Genomic DNA, 20230 nt, shown 5'->3' on the forward strand with positions numbered 1-20230 from the left:
CTACCTTTTTAATCGGTTGTAAATTTCTAATTCTTGCTTAGTCAAATTAGCATCTACACCATTGCTAATCGGCATTTTCACGCAAGATCCCACAAGCTGAGACTTATACCTTTTAAGACGTCTAATCACTTTTTTAGCAAAATTTGTAAAAATCCTCAAAGGCTTTGTTATTCTCCATGACTTGCTACGTTTCATACCGTCAAAGTCTTCCTTTAACTGCATATATCTTTGTGCATATTCGTTGTGCTCATTATACAGCCTAATAGTATCCATATAGCTTTTTGAAATTTGAGCTAAATTTACTCCTGCTGAAACAATGAAAGCTTCATCAAATATATTTTTTTGCTCTCCATTTTTTTGAGCTATGATGGCATAATCAGGACTTACTCCTTCAAACACATCAAATATTGTAACATTAAATTTATATCTCGTAAATTCTTTCTCGTTAGTTTTAAATATAAAATTTCTCTCAAATCCGCAATACTCAGTAGTAAAAGCAAGAAGTTCGCAAGGAATCGGTTTTTTGTGTGTAGTATCAAGATAAAACAATTGAGTTGAAACCATGATATTTTCAGGATTTGGTGTCTCAAGTATTAAAATTCCGCAAGGACTCAAGACTCTCATGGCTTCTTTGCAAATTTCAAGCACATCACTAAACTCCATATGCTCTACTACTTGAAAGGCCGTAATGATATCAATACTATTATCCCCAAGAGATTTTAACTTAGAAATAGCATCGCTTTTTTCTACATCAAACCCCTTACCTAAAGATAATTCAATCATATCATCGTCTATATCTATACCTTTTGCTTTAAAACCATTTTCTAAGAGCAAATCAAGCCATTCACCTCTTCCACACCCTATATCAAGAACATTAACTTCATTTTTTATCTCTTTTAATGGATTTATAAATTTAAGATATTTTTTTTGTCTCTCTTTAATGAGCTCTTCGCTACCTCTAAATCTATTTTCAAAAGCTACGTAAAAACCTTTATCCATTCATTTCCTTTATATGAATATATGGATTCAACTTACAAATTCCTATAAAGTCTTTTTTGTCAGAATTTATAAGTTCAAATTTAAAAATACTATCAATCCAATGATAACACTTCTCTATATGAGTATCATTTGAATGCAAAGCCAAAGTAACGGTATAAAACCCGACTCCAATATTAAGCTTCAAGTCTAAATTTATTAAATATCTTTTATCTTTTTTTAAATCCAAATCAATGCCAAGCAAATTGGTATTTGTACCATATATATCTTGTCCAAATTTATCCTTAATCAAAAACCCTAAAGAGAGATCTTTTAAGTCTTGATCAGCATAAATTTCTATTTCAAAACTTACACTATCGCCGCAGCATACTACAGAGACATCGTTACTGTCTTTTTTCATACAAACATTTGTTATTATAGCCTCTTTACTACCATAACTACTATTTAACTGGTTTAAATTTTCATCAGCTTTACCAATTTCAGTTATCAAATAGTTATAAGCATCCAAGACATCCTGAGGATCGCCATCTTTAACCACTTCTCCTGATTTTAGAAGTATAATACGATCACAAAGAAGTTTTAACGAGTTTAGATCGTGAGATACAAATATAATACTCTTTCCTTCAGCTTTTATATCTTTTAGTTTTTTTATACACTTTTGAGAAAAGTGAGCATCTCCTACCGATAGAGCCTCGTCTATTATAAAAATTTGAGCATTTGAAAATATAGCTATAGAAAACGCAAGACGCACTACCATTCCTGAAGAATAAGCACTAATAGGTAAATTTATAAACTCATCAAGCTCGCTAAAAGCTATAATATCTTGCAAGTTTTCATCTATATAAGCCTTGCTCATTCCGAGTAGATAACCGTTAAAATATATATTTTCCACACCACTTAAATCGTAATTAAAACCTGTTCCAAGTTCTAGTATTGCAGCTATTGATCCATTGACTTCTATACTTCCTGAAGTTTGCATTAAAACACCGCTTATTATCTTTAAAAGCGTAGATTTACCCGCCCCATTTAAGCCCACTATACCAAGGCTTTCGCCACTATACAAGTCAAAGCTTATATCGCGATTTGCAAAGAATTTTTTATGCAGAGGTTTTTTTTGAAAAATCTCTTTAAGTCTATCTCTTTGGCGCTCATAAACTCTAAATTCTTTTGTAATATTTTTAACTCTTAAAACTACACTCATAAGTTATCTCTTACCGCCCCCACAAGCTTCTTGTAAAAAAATATACCGACAACAAGAGATGTAGCGGACAGAATTGCTGGGGCTATAAAATCATTTAGTTTTACAGAACCCAATAAAAAAATATCCTGATATGGTCTGACAAAGTAATAAAACGGATTTATATACAGTAAAATTTTTGCCTTTTGTTCGATTATATAGGCCGGATATACGATAGGAGTAGCCCAAAATAAAAGCTGAAGGACAATAGGTATTATCTCTTTAATATCTCTAAAAAATACTGCAAAAACCGATAAAAAAAGCCCTAAACCAAATACAAAAAGAGTCTGCAATATCATCATCGGAATTATAAAAAGTATATTAAAGCTTATTTCTTTTACTGTAACAAGAAACAAAACTCCTATAAACATGGAAAAAATAAATATCAAAAATTGAATTATTAAAGGGCTAAGCTCAAAAATATAGATAGGGGTGTTGATTTTCTTTAAAATTCCAGCCTTTGCAAACGGAACATCCATCATTAAAGTAAGAGTATTACTAAATGCAGAATAAGCAAAAAGCCCTGGTATCAAATATATGCTATATGCGTATGGCTGATCGCTTATACCAAGCCTTGCACTCATAAAATCTGAAAATATAACCGTATAGATAAAAAGCATTATAATAGGAGATATAAGATACCAAATTTGACCTAGGCTAGTCTTGGCGTATCTGCTTTTAAAATCGAATTTTACAAGTTGATAAGTATTAATAATATTTTTTTTTAGCAATATATATTGACCGTAATTAAAATTTTAATGATTATATCTAAAAGAGATTAAACATAGATTATTTGGTGTCTATTACTGGTTTTTAAAAACTATTTTTATGGTTTTAATAAGTATTAAAATATCGCCTAAAATCGAGATATTATCTACATACCTACAGTCTAGATCAACCCTATCGTGAAATGATAATTTATTTCCGCCACTTACTTGCCAAAGACCTGTAAGTCCAGGTCTAACGCTTGTTATTTTTTTAATATTTGCTCCGATTTTTTTCTTTTCGGCTATCATATATGGTCTTGGTCCTACTAAGCTCATCTCCAGCTTTAATACATTAAAAAGCTGAGGCAACTCATCCAAAGATGTTTTTCTGATAAAATGCCCAATCTTTGTTATTCTGGGATCATTTTTATACTTATGATACCTCTTGTAGTGCTCGACTTCATCTGGATTTTCCTTAAGATATTGGATCAAAATTTCATGTCCGTTTTTATACATCGATCTAAATTTATAGCAGTCAAACGCTTTATTAAAGCGCCCAATCCTCTTTTGCTTAAAAAATATGCTCTCACTAGGCTGTAAGATTTTCATACTAATTGCGATCAATACTATAACAAACAGCCATATCGGTATACTGATTACCACTAAAACATAATCCATAACCATTTTTAATAAAATTTTATTTTCTAAGCGCATCTATACCGCCAAAGCGAAATTTATCATAACTGTCCTCCACAAATTCCTTTATCTCCGATTCAAATCTATCTTTTGAAAACTTATTGGCATGAGCTTTTATAATATTTGAGTCAAATTTATCCAAATTTTTCTCAAACTTATCTACCGCTTCAACTATGCTCTGCACATTTTGATCAGCAAAATAAACCCCACTTACTCCATCTATCACGCTCTCTCTCGCCCCACCTCTATTTAGGCATATCACAGGCGTTCCGCAAGCTTGCGCCTCAACAGGGGTTATTCCAAAGTCCTCAATTGCAGCAAAAACAAAGGCTTTAGCCCTACTCATCATATCGGCGGATATTTTGCTATCCTGAAAACCCAATATCTCTATATTACTCCTTGCTATGCTCTTTATCCTTGTCATCTCATTGCCATCTCCTATCACTACCAGCTTTTTGCCATTCTCATTAAATGCTCTTACTATCAAATCAACTTTTTTATAGGCGACCAGCCTTGAGACTGTGATGTAAAAATCATCTTTTTTAGAATTTATTTTAAATTTATTAGTATCTACAGGAGGATAGATGACTTTTGAATCTTTACGGTAAATTTTTCTTATCCTATTTGATACAAAATTTGAATTTGCAATATAAAGATCGACTCTATTTGCACAAGCTATGTCCCAAAGACGAATTTTATGCAAAAAATATCTTGCCAGAAGAGACTTAAATCCGCTTTGCAGAGAATTTTGTTCAAGGTAGTTAAGATACATGTCCCAAGCATAACGAATCGGAGTGTGAATGTAACTGATATGCAACTGATCGTGTCTTGTTAAAACACCTTTAGCAACCGCATGAGAGCTTGATAGGACAAGATCGTATTCGCGTAGATCAAGCTGCTCTATAGCAAAAGGAAATAGCGGAAGGTAATTTCTAAATTTATTCTTTGAAAGTGGTAAATTTTGTATAAAGCTGGTTTGTGAAATCTTGCCTTTAAGGATTATCTCTCTATCTTTCGAGTCTAAAAAATCAACAAGAGAGAATATATCAAAATCATCCCAGATATTTGTAAAGCTCTCTACGCATCGCTCCGCACCCGCGTATACACTAAACCAATCATGCACTAAAGCCTTTTTCATCAAATTCCTATTAAGATCTATTGTAATCGTCGTTTAGTCTAATAATATCATCTTCACCCAAATAGTCGCCCGTTTGAACCTCTATGATTATTAAATTTGAGCTCTCTTGATTTTCCAATCTGTGAATTTGCCCGCTTTTTATATAAGTAGATTCATTTTGATTGAGATAAAACTCCCTATCATCAATAGTTACAAAGGCCTTACCCTTAACAACTACCCAGTGCTCGTTTCTCCTTAGATGTTTTTGCAGGCTCAGTCTCTTTCCTGGTCTAACTATTATCTTTTTTATCTTATAGCCGCCACTACTCTCTAAGACCTCGTAACTTCCCCAAGGGCGAAAAACCTTAGAGTGCGCTTCGCAAAGATCAGGAAAGAAATTCTGAAAATGTTTTTGAGCCTCTTTTACCTTTTGACTAGACCCTCTTTTAGTAATCAAAAGAGCATCTTTTGTATTCACTATTATTAGGTCGTTAGCATCTATAAGAGCTGTTGGCTTTTTGCTAATCACAAAGTTGTTTTTAGAGTCTATCTCGTAAATCTCTTTGCTGTTTTCGATCTTTCTACTAAGCTCATCGAAGCTTCCCACATCGCTCCATCCGGCATCAAGACCAACCATCTTTATCTTCATGCTCTTTTGCATCAATGCGTAATCAATACTTATATCCTCAATAGAATCCATATATTTTGGATTTATTTTTAAGACATTTGCCTCTAGGTGAGAATTTTCTATCGCCAAACGAACGTTTTTTACTATACTTGGAGAAAATTTCATCATCTCTTCCAAAAAGACTCCCGCTTTAAAGCAGAACATTCCGCTATTAAAGTAATACCCACCATCTTTTATAAATTTAACCGCATTTTCAAGGTTGGGCTTTTCGATAAATCTCTCCACATCGCCATTTTTTTCAGCTTTCATATATCCATATCCAGTATTTGGCTCAGTAGGCTTAATGCCAAAAGTGACTAAAAACCCGTCTTTGGCATACTCTTTTGCCGTCATAAGTGATTTTTTATAAGCATCCTCATCCTCTATCATATGATCGCTTGGAGTTACTAATAAAATTTCATCGCTTTTTGCACTCAAAGCCGCAAAAGTTATCGCAGCAGCAGTGTTTTTACCAAAAGGTTCTAAAATAAATCTCTCTATCTCTTTACTGCTGCACTCATCAAGAGCTAAAAAATAATGAGCCTCATTGCATACAATTACACTCTTTTGAAATTCATAATTTCTCTTTAAAGTGAGGCTAAAAAGTGATTCGTCATTAAAAATTTTAACAAACTGCTTTGGCATAAGAGTTCTTGAAAGTGGCCAAAGTCTAGTGCCCGAGCCTCCGCAAAGTATTACATTTGTCATAAATTTACACCCTATTCTTTAAATTTTCGACTAAATTTAAAAAGATTTCGCTAAGTTTTTTAAGCAAAACCTCACTCTTAGCCTCAAACCTAGTTACGATGACAGGAGTTGTATTTGAAGCTCTTACAAGAGCCCAGCCATCTTCAAATCTGACTCTAACACCGTCTATATCAATGATCTCTTTTGCTTCAGGAAGCTCTTTTACCCCTTTTGCAAGCTCAAGCTTTAAAGCTTCGATTATCTTAAATTTCTTACTTTCGCTAGTTTCTATCTTGATCTCATCGGTACTAAAAACTTTTGGAAGTTTTTCAAGCTCGGCATCTAAATTTATGTCCTTTTGAACAAGCTCAAGCACCCTAAACATCGCATACAAAGCGTCATCAAAGCCAAAATATCGCTCTTTAAAAAATATATGACCGCTAACTTCCGCCGCCATATCGATATTTAGCTCCTTCATAGCTTTTTTGATATTGCTATGACCGGTTTTACCCATGAAGCTCTTGCCGCCGTTTTTATCGATCTCGTCATACATATTTTGCGAGCATTTTACCTCGCCTAAAACTCGCGGATTTTTCATCACAAGAGAGTATAGGTAGGCTAGCTCATCGCCTTTTATGTTGCGGTTTTTAGTAAGAACTGCTATACGATCGCCGTCTCCGTCAAAGCCAAAGCCTATCTCAAATTCGCCCTTTAAAGCCTCTTTTATATCTTTTAAATTTTTCTCTTCGCTTGGATCGGGATGGTGGTTTGGAAAATTTCCGTCAGGGTTTGGATATAAAATTTCAGCGTCTAAATTTAAACTATCGCAAATTTCAGGAAGTACCGCTCCCACGGCTCCGTTTGCACAGTCCATTACTATTTTTAGTTTCATGTTTTTAAGATGTGCAAACTGATCTATGATAAATTTTTTATACTCGCTTGCGATATCAAATTTAACCGCTCTAAAGTCATCTTTTATCTGCGTTTTAGACTTGATAGTGGAGATAACCTCATCTTTTAGCTTTTGAAGATCAGCACCAAAGTAGCTATCTTTAAAAATCGTAATCTTAAATCCGTTGTATTCTTTTGGATTATGAGAGCCGGTTATCATGATATTTGCGTCAAATTTGTCGTTAAAAACGCTAAAATATCCAACCGGCGTAGGAAGCAGTCCGATATCAAAGACCTCTATACCAGCAGCGTTTAGCCCGCTAACAAGCCAGCCAAAAATATCTTTTGCACTAAGCCTCGCATCATATCCCACACTTACGTTTTTAGCCCCGCGCTTTAACATCTCGCGACCCAAATTTAAGCCTATAGCCTTTACGCTTGTTTCATTTAGATCTCTCTCGTAAATTCCGCGTATATCATACTCTCTAAAAATTTCTTCCAGCATCAATCACATCTCTTTAAAATATACTAAATTTAAAAAATTAAAGCGGATTATATCATCTTTTTATTAATTATCATTTAGCGATAGCTGCAAGCTTTACGCCCATCGCTTCTATAAATTCGTTAGGTTTTAAACGCAACTGCTTGCCTCTAACGCCTGCGCTTATGTATATAAATTCCTGTTGCAAAACTCGCTCGTCGATAAAAGTATCAAAAGCCTTTTTCATCGCGATAGGCGAGCAGCCGCCTCTGATGTAGCCTGTTACTTTTTCAAGCTCCCTTAAATTTAAAAGCTCACAACGCTTATGTCCGCTGGCTCTAGCTAAAGCCTTTAGATCAAGGCTCAAATCACCCTGAATACAAGCTACGACAAATCCTTTTGGCTCACACTCGCACACTATCGTTTTATAAACCTGCTTTATATCCGCACCACACTTTAAAGCTACGCTAACGGCGCTTAAATCGTTCTCATCCACTTCGTATTCGCATAGTTCGTAAGCTATATTTTTAGCATCCAAAAATCTAGCTGCGTTAGTTTTATGTATCATTTTTTCTCATTTTTTAAATTTTGTTATATAATTATACAAAAAAAGGAGTGTTGATGGCCCAAGAGGTTGAAGAGAAGCAAGATAAAAAGGGAAATAGTCTTTTGCTTATAATAATCATTATCGTTTTAGTGCTACTTTTAGCTATCGGAGGCTTGATAGCATTTTTAGTTTTAGGAGGCAATGATAATCAGCAAATAAATGCGCAAGATATGCAAACAATGCAACAGCCTCAACAAATCTCAAGAAATACAAGCCCAAAACGCTCAAACGACTATATAAATATGGGTCCCATACACCCTATGGATCAATTTATAGTAAATTTATTAAGCGAAAGCGGCTCAAGATTTCTTAAAACAAAGGTTGATTTGGAGCTAAACAATGAGGTCTTAACTCCTGAAATAGATAAGAAAAAATCCCTAATTCGCGATATTATCATTAGGACTCTATCGTCTAAAACCTTTGAAGAAGTTAGCACGATAAAGGGCAAAGACCGCCTAAAAGACGAGATAGTGGATAGACTTAACGAGGTCTTAGCCGACGGACATATCAAAAACATATACTTTACAGATTTTGTTGTTCAATGATAGGAATAGATATAGTCGCAATTTCTAGAATTTCAAAACTTCGTGAGCGTTACGGTAAGAGTTTCGCCGAGCGCTTTTTAAATAAAGACGAGATAAATTTAGCAAAGACAGACTCAACCTTAGCAGGGTTTTATGCCGCTAAAGAGGCCGTTAGTAAGGCTTTGGGATGCGGCATTGGCAAGGATTGTTCGTTTTTTGATATAGAAATTTATAAAACCGAAAAAAACGCACCAAAGATCAAACTCTCAGATAAACTCAAACAAAATTTCAAAATCTCACAAGCGGACGTAAGCATAAGCCACGACGGCGGTTTTGCTATCGCAGCGGTTATATTAACCAAATAGTTTGCATTTACAACAAAACTATTTGGTTAGATTATTCTTTATTCTGTGGAAAAACAAAGCTAAACACTATTCCGCTAGATAAAACTATAAGTATTATCCACAAACTAGCTATAGCCGAAATTTCATATCCATGCATAAAAATATGATTTGTTGCATTTAATAGTAATTTTATGGATATAAAAAACAAAAGAACTATCACAGCTTTTTCTAAATACATCAAATATTGTTTTAATGCTTCCAGTACAAAATATAAAGTTCTCAATCCAAGTATTGCAAAAATCATTGCCGAATATATTATAAGAGGCTCTTGAGATACTGCAATAATCGCTGGAACACTATCAAAAGCGAACATTACGTCACTAACCTCTATTACACACAAACATAAAAAAAGTGGCGTTGCTATAGCAAACATACTGTTTTTAACAGTAAATTTTATATCTTGATTTTGATTAATTTCATCTCGGGCTGTTTGCTTTGATATAAAAAAACTGTGTCCGACAAGTCTAGGAAATACAGGAAAATATTTATACACCAAGCGATATGCAAAATGCTGCGAATAATCATGTAATTCTTCATCATCACCACCGCTCTTTAGCATCATAATACCCGTATATGCCACTACAACAGCAAATACTATTTCAGCCCAAGGTCCTATTAATACAAGCCCGGAGCCTATGGCTACAAAAATAAGTCTAAACACAATAGCTCCTAAAATACCAAAATACAAAATTCTATGTCTATATATCTCAGGTATTTTAAACCAAGTAAAAATTGCCATCATTACGAAAAGATTATCCACCGACAACGCTTTCTCAAGGATGTAGCCTGCAAAGAATAGTGATGCCATATCTTTTCCATGCTCATAATATACATAAATGCCAAAAAATATAGAAACTACAACCCAAAAAATAGACCATATGATTGCGCTTTTTAGTCCTATAGACTCATCTTTTTTATGTGCCATAAAATCCACACAAAAAGCAGCTACAACAAAAATAACAAATACAATAATAGTTTGTAAAGGAAATCCCAAATGCTCCATATTTACCCTTAATTAATTACAGTCTTGATATGGTAATCCATTCTGTTTATTCAGCTTTTTTGTCACTTCACAAGCTGATTTAGATTGTTTTCCAGCGCAATTAAAATTAAACCAATTTATTAAACTATTATATTTATATAATAATCTATTATATTCTTTAACTTCAAGGCTTGAATATTGATCTACACGGAACGAATTTAAACTATTTTCTAGCCATTGAGCTTGATTATATACTTCAATACATTTTTTCATCATCTCATCGCTAATAACCGGAACATATCCATAAGCAGAACTTGAAGGCGGTATTTTATATTCACCGCCTATCAATGATATTGCAATAGAACAGATCAAGATAAATATTTTCATCTTGATTGCTCTTATAAGAAATTTACAACAGAGTTTAGTACTAAATCATCAAGCTTTCTATCTCTCGTAGGTTCTCCAATGGCTGAAAATTTCCATTCACCATTTCTAATATAAAGCTTACCAAGTATCATTGAAACCTTATATGCAAAAGTATGATCGTTTGCAATATTATAAGTTGCAAATATTCTATCAACTCTTTTCGGAGTTCCTTCGTAAAGCCTTATGCTAGCAAATGGGATTTTGTCAAATTCAATTTGATTATAAGAATTTAATACAAAAAATATTTGATCTACGTTGTTTGCAACTTTTGATAAATCTATAGTTATTATTTCATTATCAAGTCCATCGTCGCCATCAACATCACCTGTTAAGTCATCACCGCTATGAAAAATTCCCGGTGCTGCTTTTTTGCCAAAATAAACTATGTCACAAAGCTGTTTATTTCTATCAAAAATTGCCAGACTTAGATCCAAATCAACAGGCCTAATCTTATCGCGAAAAAATCCTTTTTCAGTGATAGCACCCCAATTTGCGCCTACGCAAAAATTAGTTAAAACTGCTCCGTTATCCTTTTTTAAAGATATTTTCTGACCTTTTATTAAATTTACAGCCATTTTATATCCTTAAATATCAACTCCGTATTGCTTGCAAAAACCCTCTAATCCTTCACTATATCCGGTTCCTACTGCGGCAAATTTCCATTCATTGTCTTTGAAATATATTCTTCCAAACAATATGGCTGTTTCTGTGGAAAAATCTTCTTCAAGATCATATTTCAATATTTCTACGCCTGTTTCATCATTAACTAAACGTATAAAAGCATTTTTTACCATTCCAAAATTTTGTTTTCTATTTTTTGCATCATGAATAGTTACTACTACCGATATATCTTTAATATATGATGATATCTTACTAAGATCTATTTTTATACTCTCATCATCTCCATCGCCCTCTCCCGTTCTATTATCACCAGTATGAACAACAGAACCGTCTGTGCTGGTTAGATTATTATAAAACACAAAATCTTTATCGGATTGAACCTTGTTTTGACTGTTTAATAAAAATACCGATGCATCAAGATCAAAATCACTACCGGTATCACTTGCATTAGTATCCCATCCAAGACCTACTAAAACTTTCTTTAATCCAGGAGCTTCTTTGCTTAAAGAAACTCTACCGCCTTTTGATAGATTTACGCCCATGATATCTCCTTATATATTTTTATTTATCCTATAGGATATAGAATAATGAATTATAACACTGCAAAATTTAAACTAAAATTAATCCTATAGGATAAATATGCAAAAAGATTTTAGCAATTCTGATAGTGGTGAAATTTTAGATTTTTATAAAAAAGTATCAAAAAGAATTAGATTTCTTAGAGAAGAAAAAAATATCTCTCAGCTTGATTTAGCTCTTGAAATTGGAATAAAATCTGTTGCTTTTTACTCCAATTGCGAAAACAATAGATACAATAAGCATTTTAACCTAGAGCATATTTATAAAATTTCAAAGGCTCTAAAAATAGATATTGAGGATATTTTCAAAGACATCAAACATATAAATTTTAACTATAAAACAAACAATAGGCTATAAGCATAAGCCATGATGATGATGATTTTGTAATTCCAGCATCTGTACATTTATTTGGTGTTTCAAATCGTTGATAAGCTAGGCTCTAGTGCGGATATTTTGCTTTTTTGTAAAATACACCGTATATTATTTACTCTTGCAACTCTTTTGATGTGCTTTTAGCTTTTTCATCGCCCAATCATAATGGCTTGAGGTGGCACTCACAAAATAAGAGCTAAGTGTAGTTCCGCCTGTCCATTTAAACACACTTTTAGAAAATAACTCCTCGTTAGTAAAAGACTCTGCCAGCTTCAAAACATCGTCATGCGACCTACGAAGCAGCTTTGTCGCCTCTTTTAGCGAAGTCTTTTGATGCTTTCTCCAAAACTCCATATTCATATCGCCATAAGTTTTCCAGTTGTACAGCAACGGCAAAAACGGTCTTTCGACTCCATTTTGATTTGAGTTAATCCAGTTTAAAATAAGTCGGTGCCACTCATAAAGATGGACTAAAACATCTCTTAAATTTTTATCTCTAGCCCAGTGTGCCTCTTTTTTCTTCTTGTCCTTTAAAAAATCAAACGGAGTATTTAGTTCCACCTCGGTCAAATTTGAAATAAGCAGACTGAGCATTGAGTAGTTCTCGGTCGCCACATCTATTAAATCACTCTTTGTTGCAGGTCTTGGCATACTATCTCCTATATTTCAAACATTCAAACCTTACTTTATAATATTTTCAAGCACTCCGATATTTTCTATCTCGCAACGCACCACATCGCCACTCTTTAGAAATTTAGGCGGCTCAAGCCCCATACCAACTCCACTTGGCGTGCCAAGAGAGATGATGGTGCCAGCTTTTAGCGTCATCGCTTGGCTTAACTCGGCGATCACATACCTTTCATCAAAGATCATTTGTGAAGTATTTGAGTTCTGTCTGAGTTCATTGTTTACGTAGCATTTGATAGCTAAATTTGCACTATCAAGCTCATCAGGTGTCACCACCACAGGACCCATCGAGCAGTGAGTTTCAAGTGACTTGCCGAAGTAAAACTGCTTATGGCGAATTTGCAAATCACGCGCGCTAAAATCATTTAGTATCGTGTATCCAAGGATATATTCGCCCGCTTCTTCTTCTTTTACATTTTTAGCGTCTTTTTTTATGATGAGTGCAAGCTCCACCTCATAATCAAGCTTTTGCGTAACATCTTCATGAGCTAAAATTTCGCCCTTGTGCCCGACTACCTCATTAACTCGTTTTGAAAAATAGACCGGATATTCACGTGTGCCGTCAAATTTCTCGCCTTTAAATTTGGCCGACTCCTTAGCATGCTCCATGTAGTTTATGCCAAGACAGATGATATCTTGACGCGGAGTTATGATAGGTGCAAGCAGCTTTGCCTCACCAAATTTAAGCTTGCTCGTATGGCTTTTAAATTCTTTTAAATGCTCATAGTCTTGCTTGCCGGCTCGCAAGATAAAATCATTTAAATCGCTAATTTCAAGCCCCATTTCGCCAAAACTGATAATGGAGCCATCAAAGCTTACTATGCCACTTTTTACACAGCCGTCAAAAAATGTTACAAATTTCATCATATCTCCTTATCAAACTCTATCATTTTAAATCTCTCGCCCAAAAACTCAGGGCTAGTTAAGAACTTAAACTGCTTTAAAAAGCTTTTATAAGCGCTCTCACTACCGTTTTTAAGCACGTATTCAAGCACTTCTGCACCGCCAAATTCAACTATCGCTACGGACTGCTTTTTAAAGCTTTTAAATTTAAGTCCGCAGCTTTCAAACTCATCTTTAACCTGCACAAAATTCACATCATAAGTTATATCGCTTATGCCGAAATACTCTTTTAAATTTGTAAGCTCAAAAGGGCTAAAAACCTTGTGATCTTTGTAAATTCTAAGTGTTATATCATCTCGCCTGCTTATATCTCCGTAGTCAAAAGTAATGAATTTAAGCCTATTTACACAGTTTTTAATGTCATTTGCAAACTCCTTAAGTCCAAGCATAACTTCGCCTTTGCTAATGCCAAATTTTTTGCAAGTTGCTAAAGTATAGCTATTTATGCCATCCCAAAAGAGCTCATCATCTTTCACATAAAGCATTTTATCTTCATCCACCACCTCACAAGCAAAGCAGTCAAGAAGCTCGTTTGAGATGAAAAAAGCCTCGTTAAACTCACACTCTTTCAGGCTATTAAAGTGCTTTACGCATACCTCATTACTAAATTTTTGCTTGAAATTTTTAGCCTGGATCTCTTTTAAATTTTCATGCGGTTCGATGATATTAAATTTTAGCGTTTTTAAAATTTCAGGCCCAAAAGTAAAAATTCCGCTTATAAAATCACACATCATAGCGCCGTCATTTGCACCTATCTCAACGATATTTGCGTACGGTGAAAATTCGCCTTTTTCAACCAAATTTAAAAAACGGTAAGCAAGCGTAACGCCAAAAAGAGGTCCGACGCTAACAGAAGTATAAAAATCCCCGCCTTTACCTACTCTGGCGGGGGATTTGTAGTAGTTTTTATTCAGCCACTCGTTAAAGTACGAGCTAAATTTTATACTCACTAAGCGCCTTTTGAAGTCTTTTAAAGCCCTCTTTTATCTCGCTTTTTTTCATATTTAAAGGCGGCAAAAATCTAAGCGTGCTTGTGCCTGATTTAAGCACCAAAACGCGGTTTTTAGCGGCTAGCTTTATGATGTCGGCTAAATTTACGCCTTCATGAAGCACTAGGCCTAGCATGAGTCCAAGTCCTTCTTTTTGCTTGATGACTTTTGGAAATTTGGCGCAGAGCTCATCTAAATTTTCATTAAAAATTTCTATCTGCTTATCTATCTTGCCGCTTTTTTTAAGCTTTTTAAGCTCATCTAGTGCAGTTAGCGCAGTTGCAGTTGCCAAGAAATTTCCACCAAAAGTTGAGCCGTGATCGCCAGGCTCAAATATCTCTTTTTTGCTTACGCAAACACCTATCGGCACGCCCGCGCCAAGCCCCTTGGCAAAGGTAATGATATCAGGCTTTATACCATAAAGCTTAGATGTAACAAACTCGCCCGTTCTAAATACTCCGCACTGCACCTCATCGGTCATAAGAAGCAGTTTTTTCTCCTTTAAAACTTTTGCAAGGCATTTTACTTCACTCTTATCAAGCGCGTTTATACCGCCTTCGCCTTGAACCAGCTCTATCATAACGGCAACGGTTTTTTCACTTATATTTTCAATTATCTCGCCGATACTGCCGTAAAATTTAAAGCCATCGATGTAAGGAGCGTAAATTTCGGGATGAAATTTATCTTGACCAGTTAGCTTTAAGGTCGCAAGAGTTCTGCCGTGAAAGGAGTTTGCAAGGCTTATGATCTCAAATTTCTTATATTTAAAATTTGTGGCGCCATACTTTCTAGCTAGCTTTATGGCACACTCGTTTGCCTCTGCGCCGGAATTACAAAAAAAGCTAAAGGTTTTAAAGCCAAGCATTTTTGAAATCTGCTTTGCAAGCTTTTCTTGCGGTTTTATGCGGTATATGTTTGAGCTATGAAGTATCTTGCCCGCTTGGTCGCTTATGGTTTTTACAACTCTTTTGTGAGCGTATCCGAGCGAATTTACGCCGATACCCGAGGCAAAATCGATATAATCCCTGCCCTTTGCGTCAAAAAGCACAGAGCCCTCGCCCCTTTCAAATCCAAAATCAAATCTCGCATAAGTGTTTAAAAGATACATATTTACTCCTTTTAATCAAGCCTTGGCAGATGCCAGCCTCTATAATAAGCCAAAAGTCTAAAAACCACTCCGAAAGTAAAAAGCAACATCACCCAATATATATTTGTAAATCCAAAGTAGTCCATAAAATAATATACCGTGCCTACACTCAAACAAACTGTAGCGTAAAGTCCCGTCTTTAAAAACCAAGGAACCTCATTTAGCAAGATATCGCGCAGTATGCCTCCGCCAACTCCGTTACAAAGCGCAACCATAATAACGCCAAAAAAGTTGAAGTTATACTCAAGCGCTACGATGGCTCCGACTATAGAAAAGCTTACAATACCGAAAGCATCAGTCGTGATAAATAAAAATTTAGTCTCCAAATCCTCGCGCTTATGCAGCTTAAGAAGCGCCGCAGCTATTAAGATAACGACCACGATGAGCCCGGGCAAGTAGTTTGTAAACGAATAAGGAGGGCGCGAAACTATCGCGTCACGCATAAGTCCGCCGCCAAGAGCGGTCAAAAATCCCGCCACAAAGATACCAAGCCAGTCGCAATTTTTTCTGATAGCGAAGTAAAATCCGCTAAGTGCAGCCGAAGCTATGCCAACAACTTCAACAATAAGGAAAACATCCATAAGTCACCGCTTTTTGTAAAAATCTAGACGATATTTTACATCTTGAAGCTATAAATTTGGTTGAAATTCCAAAATTCGCCAAGCGTTTTTAGGCGTGAATTTAAAAAGTCACTTTAAACTCGGTTATACCGCCGCTACTCTTGCAGTTTACCTTAAATTTGAGCTCGTCGCAAAATTTCTTAACGATATTAAGCCCTATGCCAAAGCCACCGCTCGTCTCGTCAAAGCGAGTATAAAGATCAAAGATGTGGGGCAAATTTTCCTTTGCTATGCCCTGCCCGCTATTTGTAATAATAAGAGCTTTTTTATCTAGCTTTACGCTCACGCTTCCGCCTTCGTTTGAGTATTTCACGGCGTTGCTTAGGAGGTTATCAACTATCTTTCGCACCTTAAATTTTGAAGTTACGAGCACGACATCCTTGATATCGGTGCTTAAATTTATGCTCTTTTGCTTTAAATTTATCGAGAAAAACTCCAGCCTCTCGCTTACTATTTGAGCTAAATTTACCTCTTCATTCTCTTCGTATTTTTTATTTAGCCTTAGGATGGTTAGGTCTTCATATAAATTTGAGATCGTGTGAGCGGCTGTTTTTATGTTGCCAAGATATTTTTCAGGATCGGTTTTAAAGAGCTCTATACTCATCAAAATCACGCTTAAAGGCGTGTTTATCTCATGAGTCGTATCGCGGATAAAGCCGTCTAAAAACTCGATTTTAGCATAAAGCGGACGAAGCGAAAGCCTAATGATAAGATAGGCTATGAGCAATATCGCCGCCAAAACACCGAGCGAAACGAGTAAAATTTGAGCCTTGAGTGCTAAGAGCTTTACATTAACATCAGCGCGTTTAATGGCTACCAGATACTCGTTTTGCCCTCTTTTATCATGTACTCTAAACTGCACTACGTTTTCTTCACTCTCGATATGATGTCGCCCCATGCCCTGCTTTGGCTTAAAATCATCTTCTATAACCTCGCCTGTCTTTAAATTTACTACATAGGCTTTCATATCGTCAAAGTCGTCATCATCAAGCTCGCCGTTGTTGTGAAGTTTTATCTGAAGTTCGCGCTTAAAATCCCTAAAATCAAATGCGTCCTTGTCCATTATGAAGTGTTTCTCTCTATCATAAAAAACTTTGCCGAAAAACACCAAAAACGCAACGCTAGTTAAAAAATACAGCAAAAATATAGGCAAAACATGGCGTTTTTTAAACATATCTATATCCTAGCTTTGATGCGCTTACTATACGCTCCTTGCCAAAAATTTTGCGCAGTTCGGTTATATAAACGCGCAAACTAAGCTCGCTTGGACTCTCGTCATAGTCCCAAATTTGCTCATAAATTTCATCTCTGCTTATGAATCTATCTCGGTTTTTAAGCAGCAGAGTTAAAAGTTTGGCTTGTTTTTTAGGCATGGTTACTATCTCTTCGCCCTTATATAGCACTCCTTGCTTCATATCAAAGCTGAAATTTTCATCAAGCATTTCAAATTCTCTTACGTTATGCACAAATGTTCTTTTAAGGATGTTATTTACTCGCAAAAGCAGCTCTTTAAGCTCAAACGGCTTTTTTATATAGTCGTCACACCCGCTTAAAAAGCCCTTTTGAAGATCGTTTATGGTGTTTAAAGATGTAGTAAATATGCAAGGAGTAAGCCTTCTAGCCTCTCTTAGCTCTTTTAGTAGCTCAAAGCCGTTGCCGCCGATGATTTTAACGTCAAATATCCACAGATCAAAGCTGTTTTCATAGGCTAGATCCAAAGCCTCATTGTAGCTTTTGACACCCTCTACTTCAAAATTTTCGCTTCGAAGATACGAACACATCATATCAAGCAGCATCGCCTCATCTTCAACTACTAAAATTTTAGCCACCATTACTCCTTAAGCTAAATTTAGGGATATTACTATTTTTGGTTTTAATAAAGCATAAATTTTAGCTTTAAGCTCTTGAGCCAAAGGACGCAAGAGCCATAAATTTACTGCCACATACAGCCAAAGCCTGCACCATATCCCTGCGCGCCGTTTTTATTCATACCCATTCCTTGCGCTTGATTCATACCGCAATTAAAATTTTGATTGCAGTTTTGATAAGATTTCATCTTGTGTCCTTTGCCTGATTGATGATGCCGGCCGTGACCGCTACCTTGACTTCCGCCATAGGCGTAAAATCCCATTTCACGAGCCTCTTTTACGCTTAAAGCGTCTATTTTATCCCTCATCATTGCTCTATACTCTTGCATAAATTTTACTCTCTCATCAGGACTCATCGCAGACATCTTCTTTCTCATCTGCTCTCTAAAGTCGCCTCTTATATCTGCTGTCTGCGAATCAAGCTTGCCTGCGCGCTTATGAATTTCAAACGAAATTTCGCTTAGAGTCTTTGCGTCCGCACCCGCTATCATGCTGTTTAACTGCTCGTTTGAGCTATCGCTAATCGAGCCTGCAAACAAACTTCCCGCGACTAGTATCGCAATCAAACCTAACTTTTTCATCTTCTCTCCTTGTGTTGAAATGTAAGTGAAGTATAAAGAAAAGTTGTGAAGAAAAAGTTAAGCAAAATTTATAAAATAATCTATAGTGTGAATTTAAATTTATCTTTTTAGTTAAATTTGGTATGTAAATTTAAGATTATAAGAAAGTCAAATTTGACCGAGTAGTTTCGGTCAAATTCCGTGTTGTTTAGATTAAATTTCTATGGGCTTAAGTGCCAGTTCGTTTGCCTCTTTAACGCTTAAATTTAAGACTTTTTCATTGTAGCTGGCGATAAATTTTTCTTTAAATTTCGCTTGCTCGTCTTGGCTTATGGAGGCTATTTTCTTATCAAACTCAGCCTTAAAGTCTTGCTTTGAAGCCTCGGCTTCAACTCTTAGCTTGGCGGCTCTTTTATCTATCTCAAATGAAATTTCGCCCAAAGTCTTAGCATCGGCGTTTTTTATCATTTTGGCAAATCCACACGACTGAGCCTTGTCAAATTTCGCCGATAAATAGGCTTTAAAAGCAACTAATATACTCATGATTTTTAATCTTTTCATATCTTCTCCTTAAAAGTTATGAAAAGATTTTAAAAAGAAGTTGTGAAGAAAAAGTTAAGTCGTCAAACTAAAAAAGAGCGTTTATCTTTTTGATGAAATTTATCGGATTTACCTGCACGCCGTTTACTATGACGCCAAAGTGAAGGTGTGGTCCTGAAACCCTACCGCTAGCTCCGCTTAGTCCGATTATCTCGCCCTTTTTTATCTTTGCGCCAAGCTTTACGTCAATCTTACTTAAATGATAATACTGCGTATAAATTCCCTCTCCGTGATCTATCACGACAGAGCCTCCAGCGTAGTATCTATCCTTGGCGATTACGACTATACCGTCATTGCTAGACACTACAGGAGTGCCGATAGCCGCACGAAAATCGGTTCCTGAGTGATAGCTCTTAACCAGATCGTTAAAAACTCTAGCAGTTCCAAAAGGGCTTGTTATAACCGAACTCATAGGAAGCATAAAAGCTGTATTAAATTTTAATCCGGGAGTGCTGGTTGAATAAATTTTATTAGCCTCATCCCTCTCCTCCTCGATTCTTTTTAATACTTCTTTTGGAGGTGCGACCTTTGAGCTCTCGACACTTATCTTTTCTTTCTTGTATTGACCATTAATAACTTTAAAAACAATCTCATCTGTATCTCTATTAAAATCGTTTCTTAAGACTATTTCACCTTTTTTATAATACCCTGCAGTGACTATAGTAAATTTTACATTTTTATTAGCAGGATTAACAAGCCACTCTCTTTGCTTACCGTCTATTGTTAGCTTGCCTGCAAAATTTGATTCAATCTGGGCTATCTGTATATCTCCGTTTATTATATCTTGAGCTATAATATTAAGTGAGATAAAAATTATTAAAAATATACTTTTCATATAAATCCTTTATATAAAATTAAAAAA

25 protein-coding genes are annotated in these 20230 nt (G+C 35.5%); 3 read left to right on the top strand and 22 right to left on the bottom strand.

Translation table 11 applies throughout. The features are described 5' to 3' along the window. From CDOM16190_RS00100 to ybaK, 8 genes are all read right to left on the bottom strand, one after another. Positions 1 to 999, bottom strand: a complete 999-nt coding sequence (locus CDOM16190_RS00100; protein WP_170018357.1) for a class I SAM-dependent methyltransferase — start codon at positions 997 to 999, stop codon at positions 1 to 3. Next, positions 992 to 2197, bottom strand: a complete 1206-nt coding sequence (locus CDOM16190_RS00105) for an ABC transporter ATP-binding protein (protein ID WP_170018358.1) — start codon at positions 2195 to 2197, stop codon at positions 992 to 994. The genes CDOM16190_RS00100 and CDOM16190_RS00105 overlap by 8 nt, the downstream gene beginning before the upstream one ends. Beyond that, complete coding sequence (locus CDOM16190_RS00110; RefSeq protein ID WP_170018359.1) at positions 2194 to 2964, bottom strand: ABC transporter permease; 771 nt, start codon at positions 2962 to 2964, stop codon at positions 2194 to 2196. Before CDOM16190_RS00110 ends, CDOM16190_RS00105 begins: the two co-directional genes overlap by 4 nt. Positions 2965 to 3036: 72 nt before the next feature. Further along, complete coding sequence (locus tag CDOM16190_RS00115) at positions 3037 to 3654, bottom strand: sugar transferase (RefSeq protein ID WP_170018360.1); 618 nt, start codon at positions 3652 to 3654, stop codon at positions 3037 to 3039. Next, positions 3638 to 4774: a glycosyltransferase family 4 protein gene (locus CDOM16190_RS00120; RefSeq protein ID WP_170018361.1), complete on the bottom strand. Its 1137-nt coding sequence runs from the start codon at positions 4772 to 4774 to the stop codon at positions 3638 to 3640. The genes CDOM16190_RS00115 and CDOM16190_RS00120 overlap by 17 nt, the downstream gene beginning before the upstream one ends. Positions 4775 to 4784: 10 nt before the next feature. Then, entirely contained in the window at positions 4785 to 6128 is a 1344-nt protein-coding gene (locus CDOM16190_RS00125) for a mannose-1-phosphate guanylyltransferase/mannose-6-phosphate isomerase (RefSeq protein WP_170018362.1), read from the bottom strand. A 4-nt stretch (positions 6129 to 6132) separates the two neighbouring features. Next, the gene (locus CDOM16190_RS00130) at positions 6133 to 7503 is read right to left on the bottom strand and encodes a phosphomannomutase/phosphoglucomutase (RefSeq protein ID WP_170018363.1); all 1371 of its coding nucleotides are present in this window, start codon (positions 7501 to 7503) and stop codon (positions 6133 to 6135) included. A gap of 70 nt (positions 7504 to 7573) precedes the next feature. Then, on the bottom strand, positions 7574 to 8047 hold the full coding sequence (gene ybaK / locus CDOM16190_RS00135; RefSeq protein ID WP_170018364.1) for a Cys-tRNA(Pro) deacylase: 474 nt from the start codon (positions 8045 to 8047) through the stop codon (positions 7574 to 7576). A 53-nt stretch (positions 8048 to 8100) separates the two neighbouring features. On the opposite strand from ybaK, the gene fliL reads away from it, so the two are divergent. After that, complete coding sequence (fliL, locus tag CDOM16190_RS00140; RefSeq protein WP_170018365.1) at positions 8101 to 8631, top strand: flagellar basal body-associated protein FliL; 531 nt, start codon at positions 8101 to 8103, stop codon at positions 8629 to 8631. After that, positions 8628 to 8975, top strand: coding sequence for a holo-ACP synthase (gene acpS / locus CDOM16190_RS00145; RefSeq protein WP_170018366.1), 348 nt, complete (start codon positions 8628 to 8630; stop codon positions 8973 to 8975). Before fliL ends, acpS begins: the two co-directional genes overlap by 4 nt. A 31-nt stretch (positions 8976 to 9006) precedes the next feature. Here acpS and CDOM16190_RS00150 read toward each other — a convergent pair whose 3' ends face one another. The 4 genes from CDOM16190_RS00150 to CDOM16190_RS00165 are packed head-to-tail and all read right to left on the bottom strand — an operon-like array spanning position 9007 to position 11585. After that, positions 9007 to 10017 (bottom strand): TerC/Alx family metal homeostasis membrane protein, encoded by a 1011-nt coding sequence (locus CDOM16190_RS00150; protein ID WP_170018367.1) that lies wholly within the window; start codon positions 10015 to 10017, stop codon positions 9007 to 9009. Between the two features lie 12 nt (positions 10018 to 10029). Then, entirely contained in the window at positions 10030 to 10383 is a 354-nt protein-coding gene (locus CDOM16190_RS00155; RefSeq protein ID WP_170018368.1) for a hypothetical protein, read from the bottom strand. A gap of 11 nt (positions 10384 to 10394) precedes the next feature. Then, complete coding sequence (locus CDOM16190_RS00160) at positions 10395 to 10997, bottom strand: TerD family protein (RefSeq protein ID WP_170018369.1); 603 nt, start codon at positions 10995 to 10997, stop codon at positions 10395 to 10397. 9 nt (positions 10998 to 11006) lie between these two features. Further along, on the bottom strand, positions 11007 to 11585 hold the full coding sequence (locus CDOM16190_RS00165; RefSeq protein ID WP_170018370.1) for a TerD family protein: 579 nt from the start codon (positions 11583 to 11585) through the stop codon (positions 11007 to 11009). A 97-nt stretch (positions 11586 to 11682) separates the two neighbouring features. Between CDOM16190_RS00165 and CDOM16190_RS00170 the strand changes: the two genes are divergently transcribed. Further along, entirely contained in the window at positions 11683 to 11979 is a 297-nt protein-coding gene (locus CDOM16190_RS00170; protein WP_170018371.1) for a helix-turn-helix transcriptional regulator, read from the top strand. Positions 11980 to 12102: 123 nt separating this feature from the next. Here the strand turns inward: CDOM16190_RS00170 and CDOM16190_RS00175 are convergent, their stop codons facing one another. From CDOM16190_RS00175 to pgp3, 10 genes are all read right to left on the bottom strand, one after another. Then, complete coding sequence (locus CDOM16190_RS00175; protein ID WP_170018372.1) at positions 12103 to 12645, bottom strand: ClbS/DfsB family four-helix bundle protein; 543 nt, start codon at positions 12643 to 12645, stop codon at positions 12103 to 12105. A 30-nt stretch (positions 12646 to 12675) separates the two neighbouring features. Further along, positions 12676 to 13545, bottom strand: a complete 870-nt coding sequence (locus tag CDOM16190_RS00180; RefSeq protein ID WP_170018373.1) for a fumarylacetoacetate hydrolase family protein — start codon at positions 13543 to 13545, stop codon at positions 12676 to 12678. Next, positions 13545 to 14534, bottom strand: a complete 990-nt coding sequence (locus CDOM16190_RS00185) for an SAM-dependent methyltransferase (protein WP_349644363.1) — start codon at positions 14532 to 14534, stop codon at positions 13545 to 13547. The genes CDOM16190_RS00180 and CDOM16190_RS00185 overlap by 1 nt, the downstream gene beginning before the upstream one ends. Beyond that, positions 14518 to 15681, bottom strand: a complete 1164-nt coding sequence (locus CDOM16190_RS00190) for an acetylornithine transaminase (RefSeq protein WP_170018374.1) — start codon at positions 15679 to 15681, stop codon at positions 14518 to 14520. The genes CDOM16190_RS00185 and CDOM16190_RS00190 overlap by 17 nt, the downstream gene beginning before the upstream one ends. 11 nt (positions 15682 to 15692) lie before the next feature. Continuing rightward, a complete protein-coding gene (locus CDOM16190_RS00195) occupies positions 15693 to 16301 on the bottom strand; it encodes a trimeric intracellular cation channel family protein (RefSeq protein WP_170018375.1) in 609 nt (202 codons plus the stop codon). A gap of 100 nt (positions 16302 to 16401) precedes the next feature. Continuing rightward, complete coding sequence (locus CDOM16190_RS00200; protein WP_170018376.1) at positions 16402 to 17514, bottom strand: sensor histidine kinase; 1113 nt, start codon at positions 17512 to 17514, stop codon at positions 16402 to 16404. Further along, positions 17507 to 18169, bottom strand: a complete 663-nt coding sequence (locus CDOM16190_RS00205) for a response regulator transcription factor (RefSeq protein WP_170018377.1) — start codon at positions 18167 to 18169, stop codon at positions 17507 to 17509. The genes CDOM16190_RS00200 and CDOM16190_RS00205 overlap by 8 nt, the downstream gene beginning before the upstream one ends. Positions 18170 to 18273: 104 nt before the next feature. After that, on the bottom strand, positions 18274 to 18789 hold the full coding sequence (locus CDOM16190_RS00210; protein WP_170018378.1) for a DUF1104 domain-containing protein: 516 nt from the start codon (positions 18787 to 18789) through the stop codon (positions 18274 to 18276). A 192-nt stretch (positions 18790 to 18981) separates the two neighbouring features. Then, positions 18982 to 19329, bottom strand: coding sequence for a DUF1104 domain-containing protein (locus CDOM16190_RS00215; protein WP_169943093.1), 348 nt, complete (start codon positions 19327 to 19329; stop codon positions 18982 to 18984). 67 nt (positions 19330 to 19396) lie between these two features. Continuing rightward, entirely contained in the window at positions 19397 to 20203 is an 807-nt protein-coding gene (pgp3, locus tag CDOM16190_RS00220; protein WP_170018379.1) for a peptidoglycan metallopeptidase Pgp3, read from the bottom strand. Positions 20204 to 20230 lie beyond the last annotated feature (27 nt).

The organism is Campylobacter sp. RM16190, from assembly GCF_012978835.1.
Classification (GTDB): Bacteria; Campylobacterota; Campylobacteria; order Campylobacterales; family Campylobacteraceae; genus Campylobacter_A.

Bases quoted from the DNA above. Each gene is read 5' to 3' on its own strand.
- CDOM16190_RS00100 (WP_170018357.1), bottom strand. From the start codon at position 999: ATGGATAAAGGTTTTTACGTAGCTTTTGAAAATAGATTTAGAGGTAGC.
- CDOM16190_RS00105 (WP_170018358.1), bottom strand. From the start codon at position 2,197: ATGAGTGTAGTTTTAAGAGTTAAAAATATTACAAAAGAATTTAGAGTT.
- CDOM16190_RS00115 (WP_170018360.1), bottom strand. From the start codon at position 3,654: ATGCGCTTAGAAAATAAAATTTTATTAAAAATGGTTATGGATTATGTT.
- CDOM16190_RS00120 (WP_170018361.1), bottom strand. From the start codon at position 4,774: ATGAAAAAGGCTTTAGTGCATGATTGGTTTAGTGTATACGCGGGTGCG.
- CDOM16190_RS00125 (WP_170018362.1), bottom strand. From the start codon at position 6,128: ATGACAAATGTAATACTTTGCGGAGGCTCGGGCACTAGACTTTGGCCA.
- CDOM16190_RS00130 (WP_170018363.1), bottom strand. From the start codon at position 7,503: ATGCTGGAAGAAATTTTTAGAGAGTATGATATACGCGGAATTTACGAG.
- ybaK (WP_170018364.1), bottom strand. From the start codon at position 8,047: ATGATACATAAAACTAACGCAGCTAGATTTTTGGATGCTAAAAATATA.
- fliL (WP_170018365.1), top strand. From the start codon at position 8,101: ATGGCCCAAGAGGTTGAAGAGAAGCAAGATAAAAAGGGAAATAGTCTT.
- acpS (WP_170018366.1), top strand. From the start codon at position 8,628: ATGATAGGAATAGATATAGTCGCAATTTCTAGAATTTCAAAACTTCGT.
- CDOM16190_RS00150 (WP_170018367.1), bottom strand. From the start codon at position 10,017: ATGGAGCATTTGGGATTTCCTTTACAAACTATTATTGTATTTGTTATT.
- CDOM16190_RS00155 (WP_170018368.1), bottom strand. From the start codon at position 10,383: ATGAAAATATTTATCTTGATCTGTTCTATTGCAATATCATTGATAGGC.
- CDOM16190_RS00160 (WP_170018369.1), bottom strand. From the start codon at position 10,997: ATGGCTGTAAATTTAATAAAAGGTCAGAAAATATCTTTAAAAAAGGAT.
- CDOM16190_RS00165 (WP_170018370.1), bottom strand. From the start codon at position 11,585: ATGGGCGTAAATCTATCAAAAGGCGGTAGAGTTTCTTTAAGCAAAGAA.
- CDOM16190_RS00170 (WP_170018371.1), top strand. From the start codon at position 11,683: ATGCAAAAAGATTTTAGCAATTCTGATAGTGGTGAAATTTTAGATTTT.
- CDOM16190_RS00175 (WP_170018372.1), bottom strand. From the start codon at position 12,645: ATGCCAAGACCTGCAACAAAGAGTGATTTAATAGATGTGGCGACCGAG.
- CDOM16190_RS00180 (WP_170018373.1), bottom strand. From the start codon at position 13,545: ATGAAATTTGTAACATTTTTTGACGGCTGTGTAAAAAGTGGCATAGTA.
- CDOM16190_RS00190 (WP_170018374.1), bottom strand. From the start codon at position 15,681: ATGTATCTTTTAAACACTTATGCGAGATTTGATTTTGGATTTGAAAGG.
- CDOM16190_RS00195 (WP_170018375.1), bottom strand. From the start codon at position 16,301: ATGGATGTTTTCCTTATTGTTGAAGTTGTTGGCATAGCTTCGGCTGCA.
- CDOM16190_RS00200 (WP_170018376.1), bottom strand. From the start codon at position 17,514: ATGTTTAAAAAACGCCATGTTTTGCCTATATTTTTGCTGTATTTTTTA.
- CDOM16190_RS00210 (WP_170018378.1), bottom strand. From the start codon at position 18,789: ATGAAAAAGTTAGGTTTGATTGCGATACTAGTCGCGGGAAGTTTGTTT.
- CDOM16190_RS00215 (WP_169943093.1), bottom strand. From the start codon at position 19,329: ATGAAAAGATTAAAAATCATGAGTATATTAGTTGCTTTTAAAGCCTAT.
- pgp3 (WP_170018379.1), bottom strand. From the start codon at position 20,203: ATGAAAAGTATATTTTTAATAATTTTTATCTCACTTAATATTATAGCT.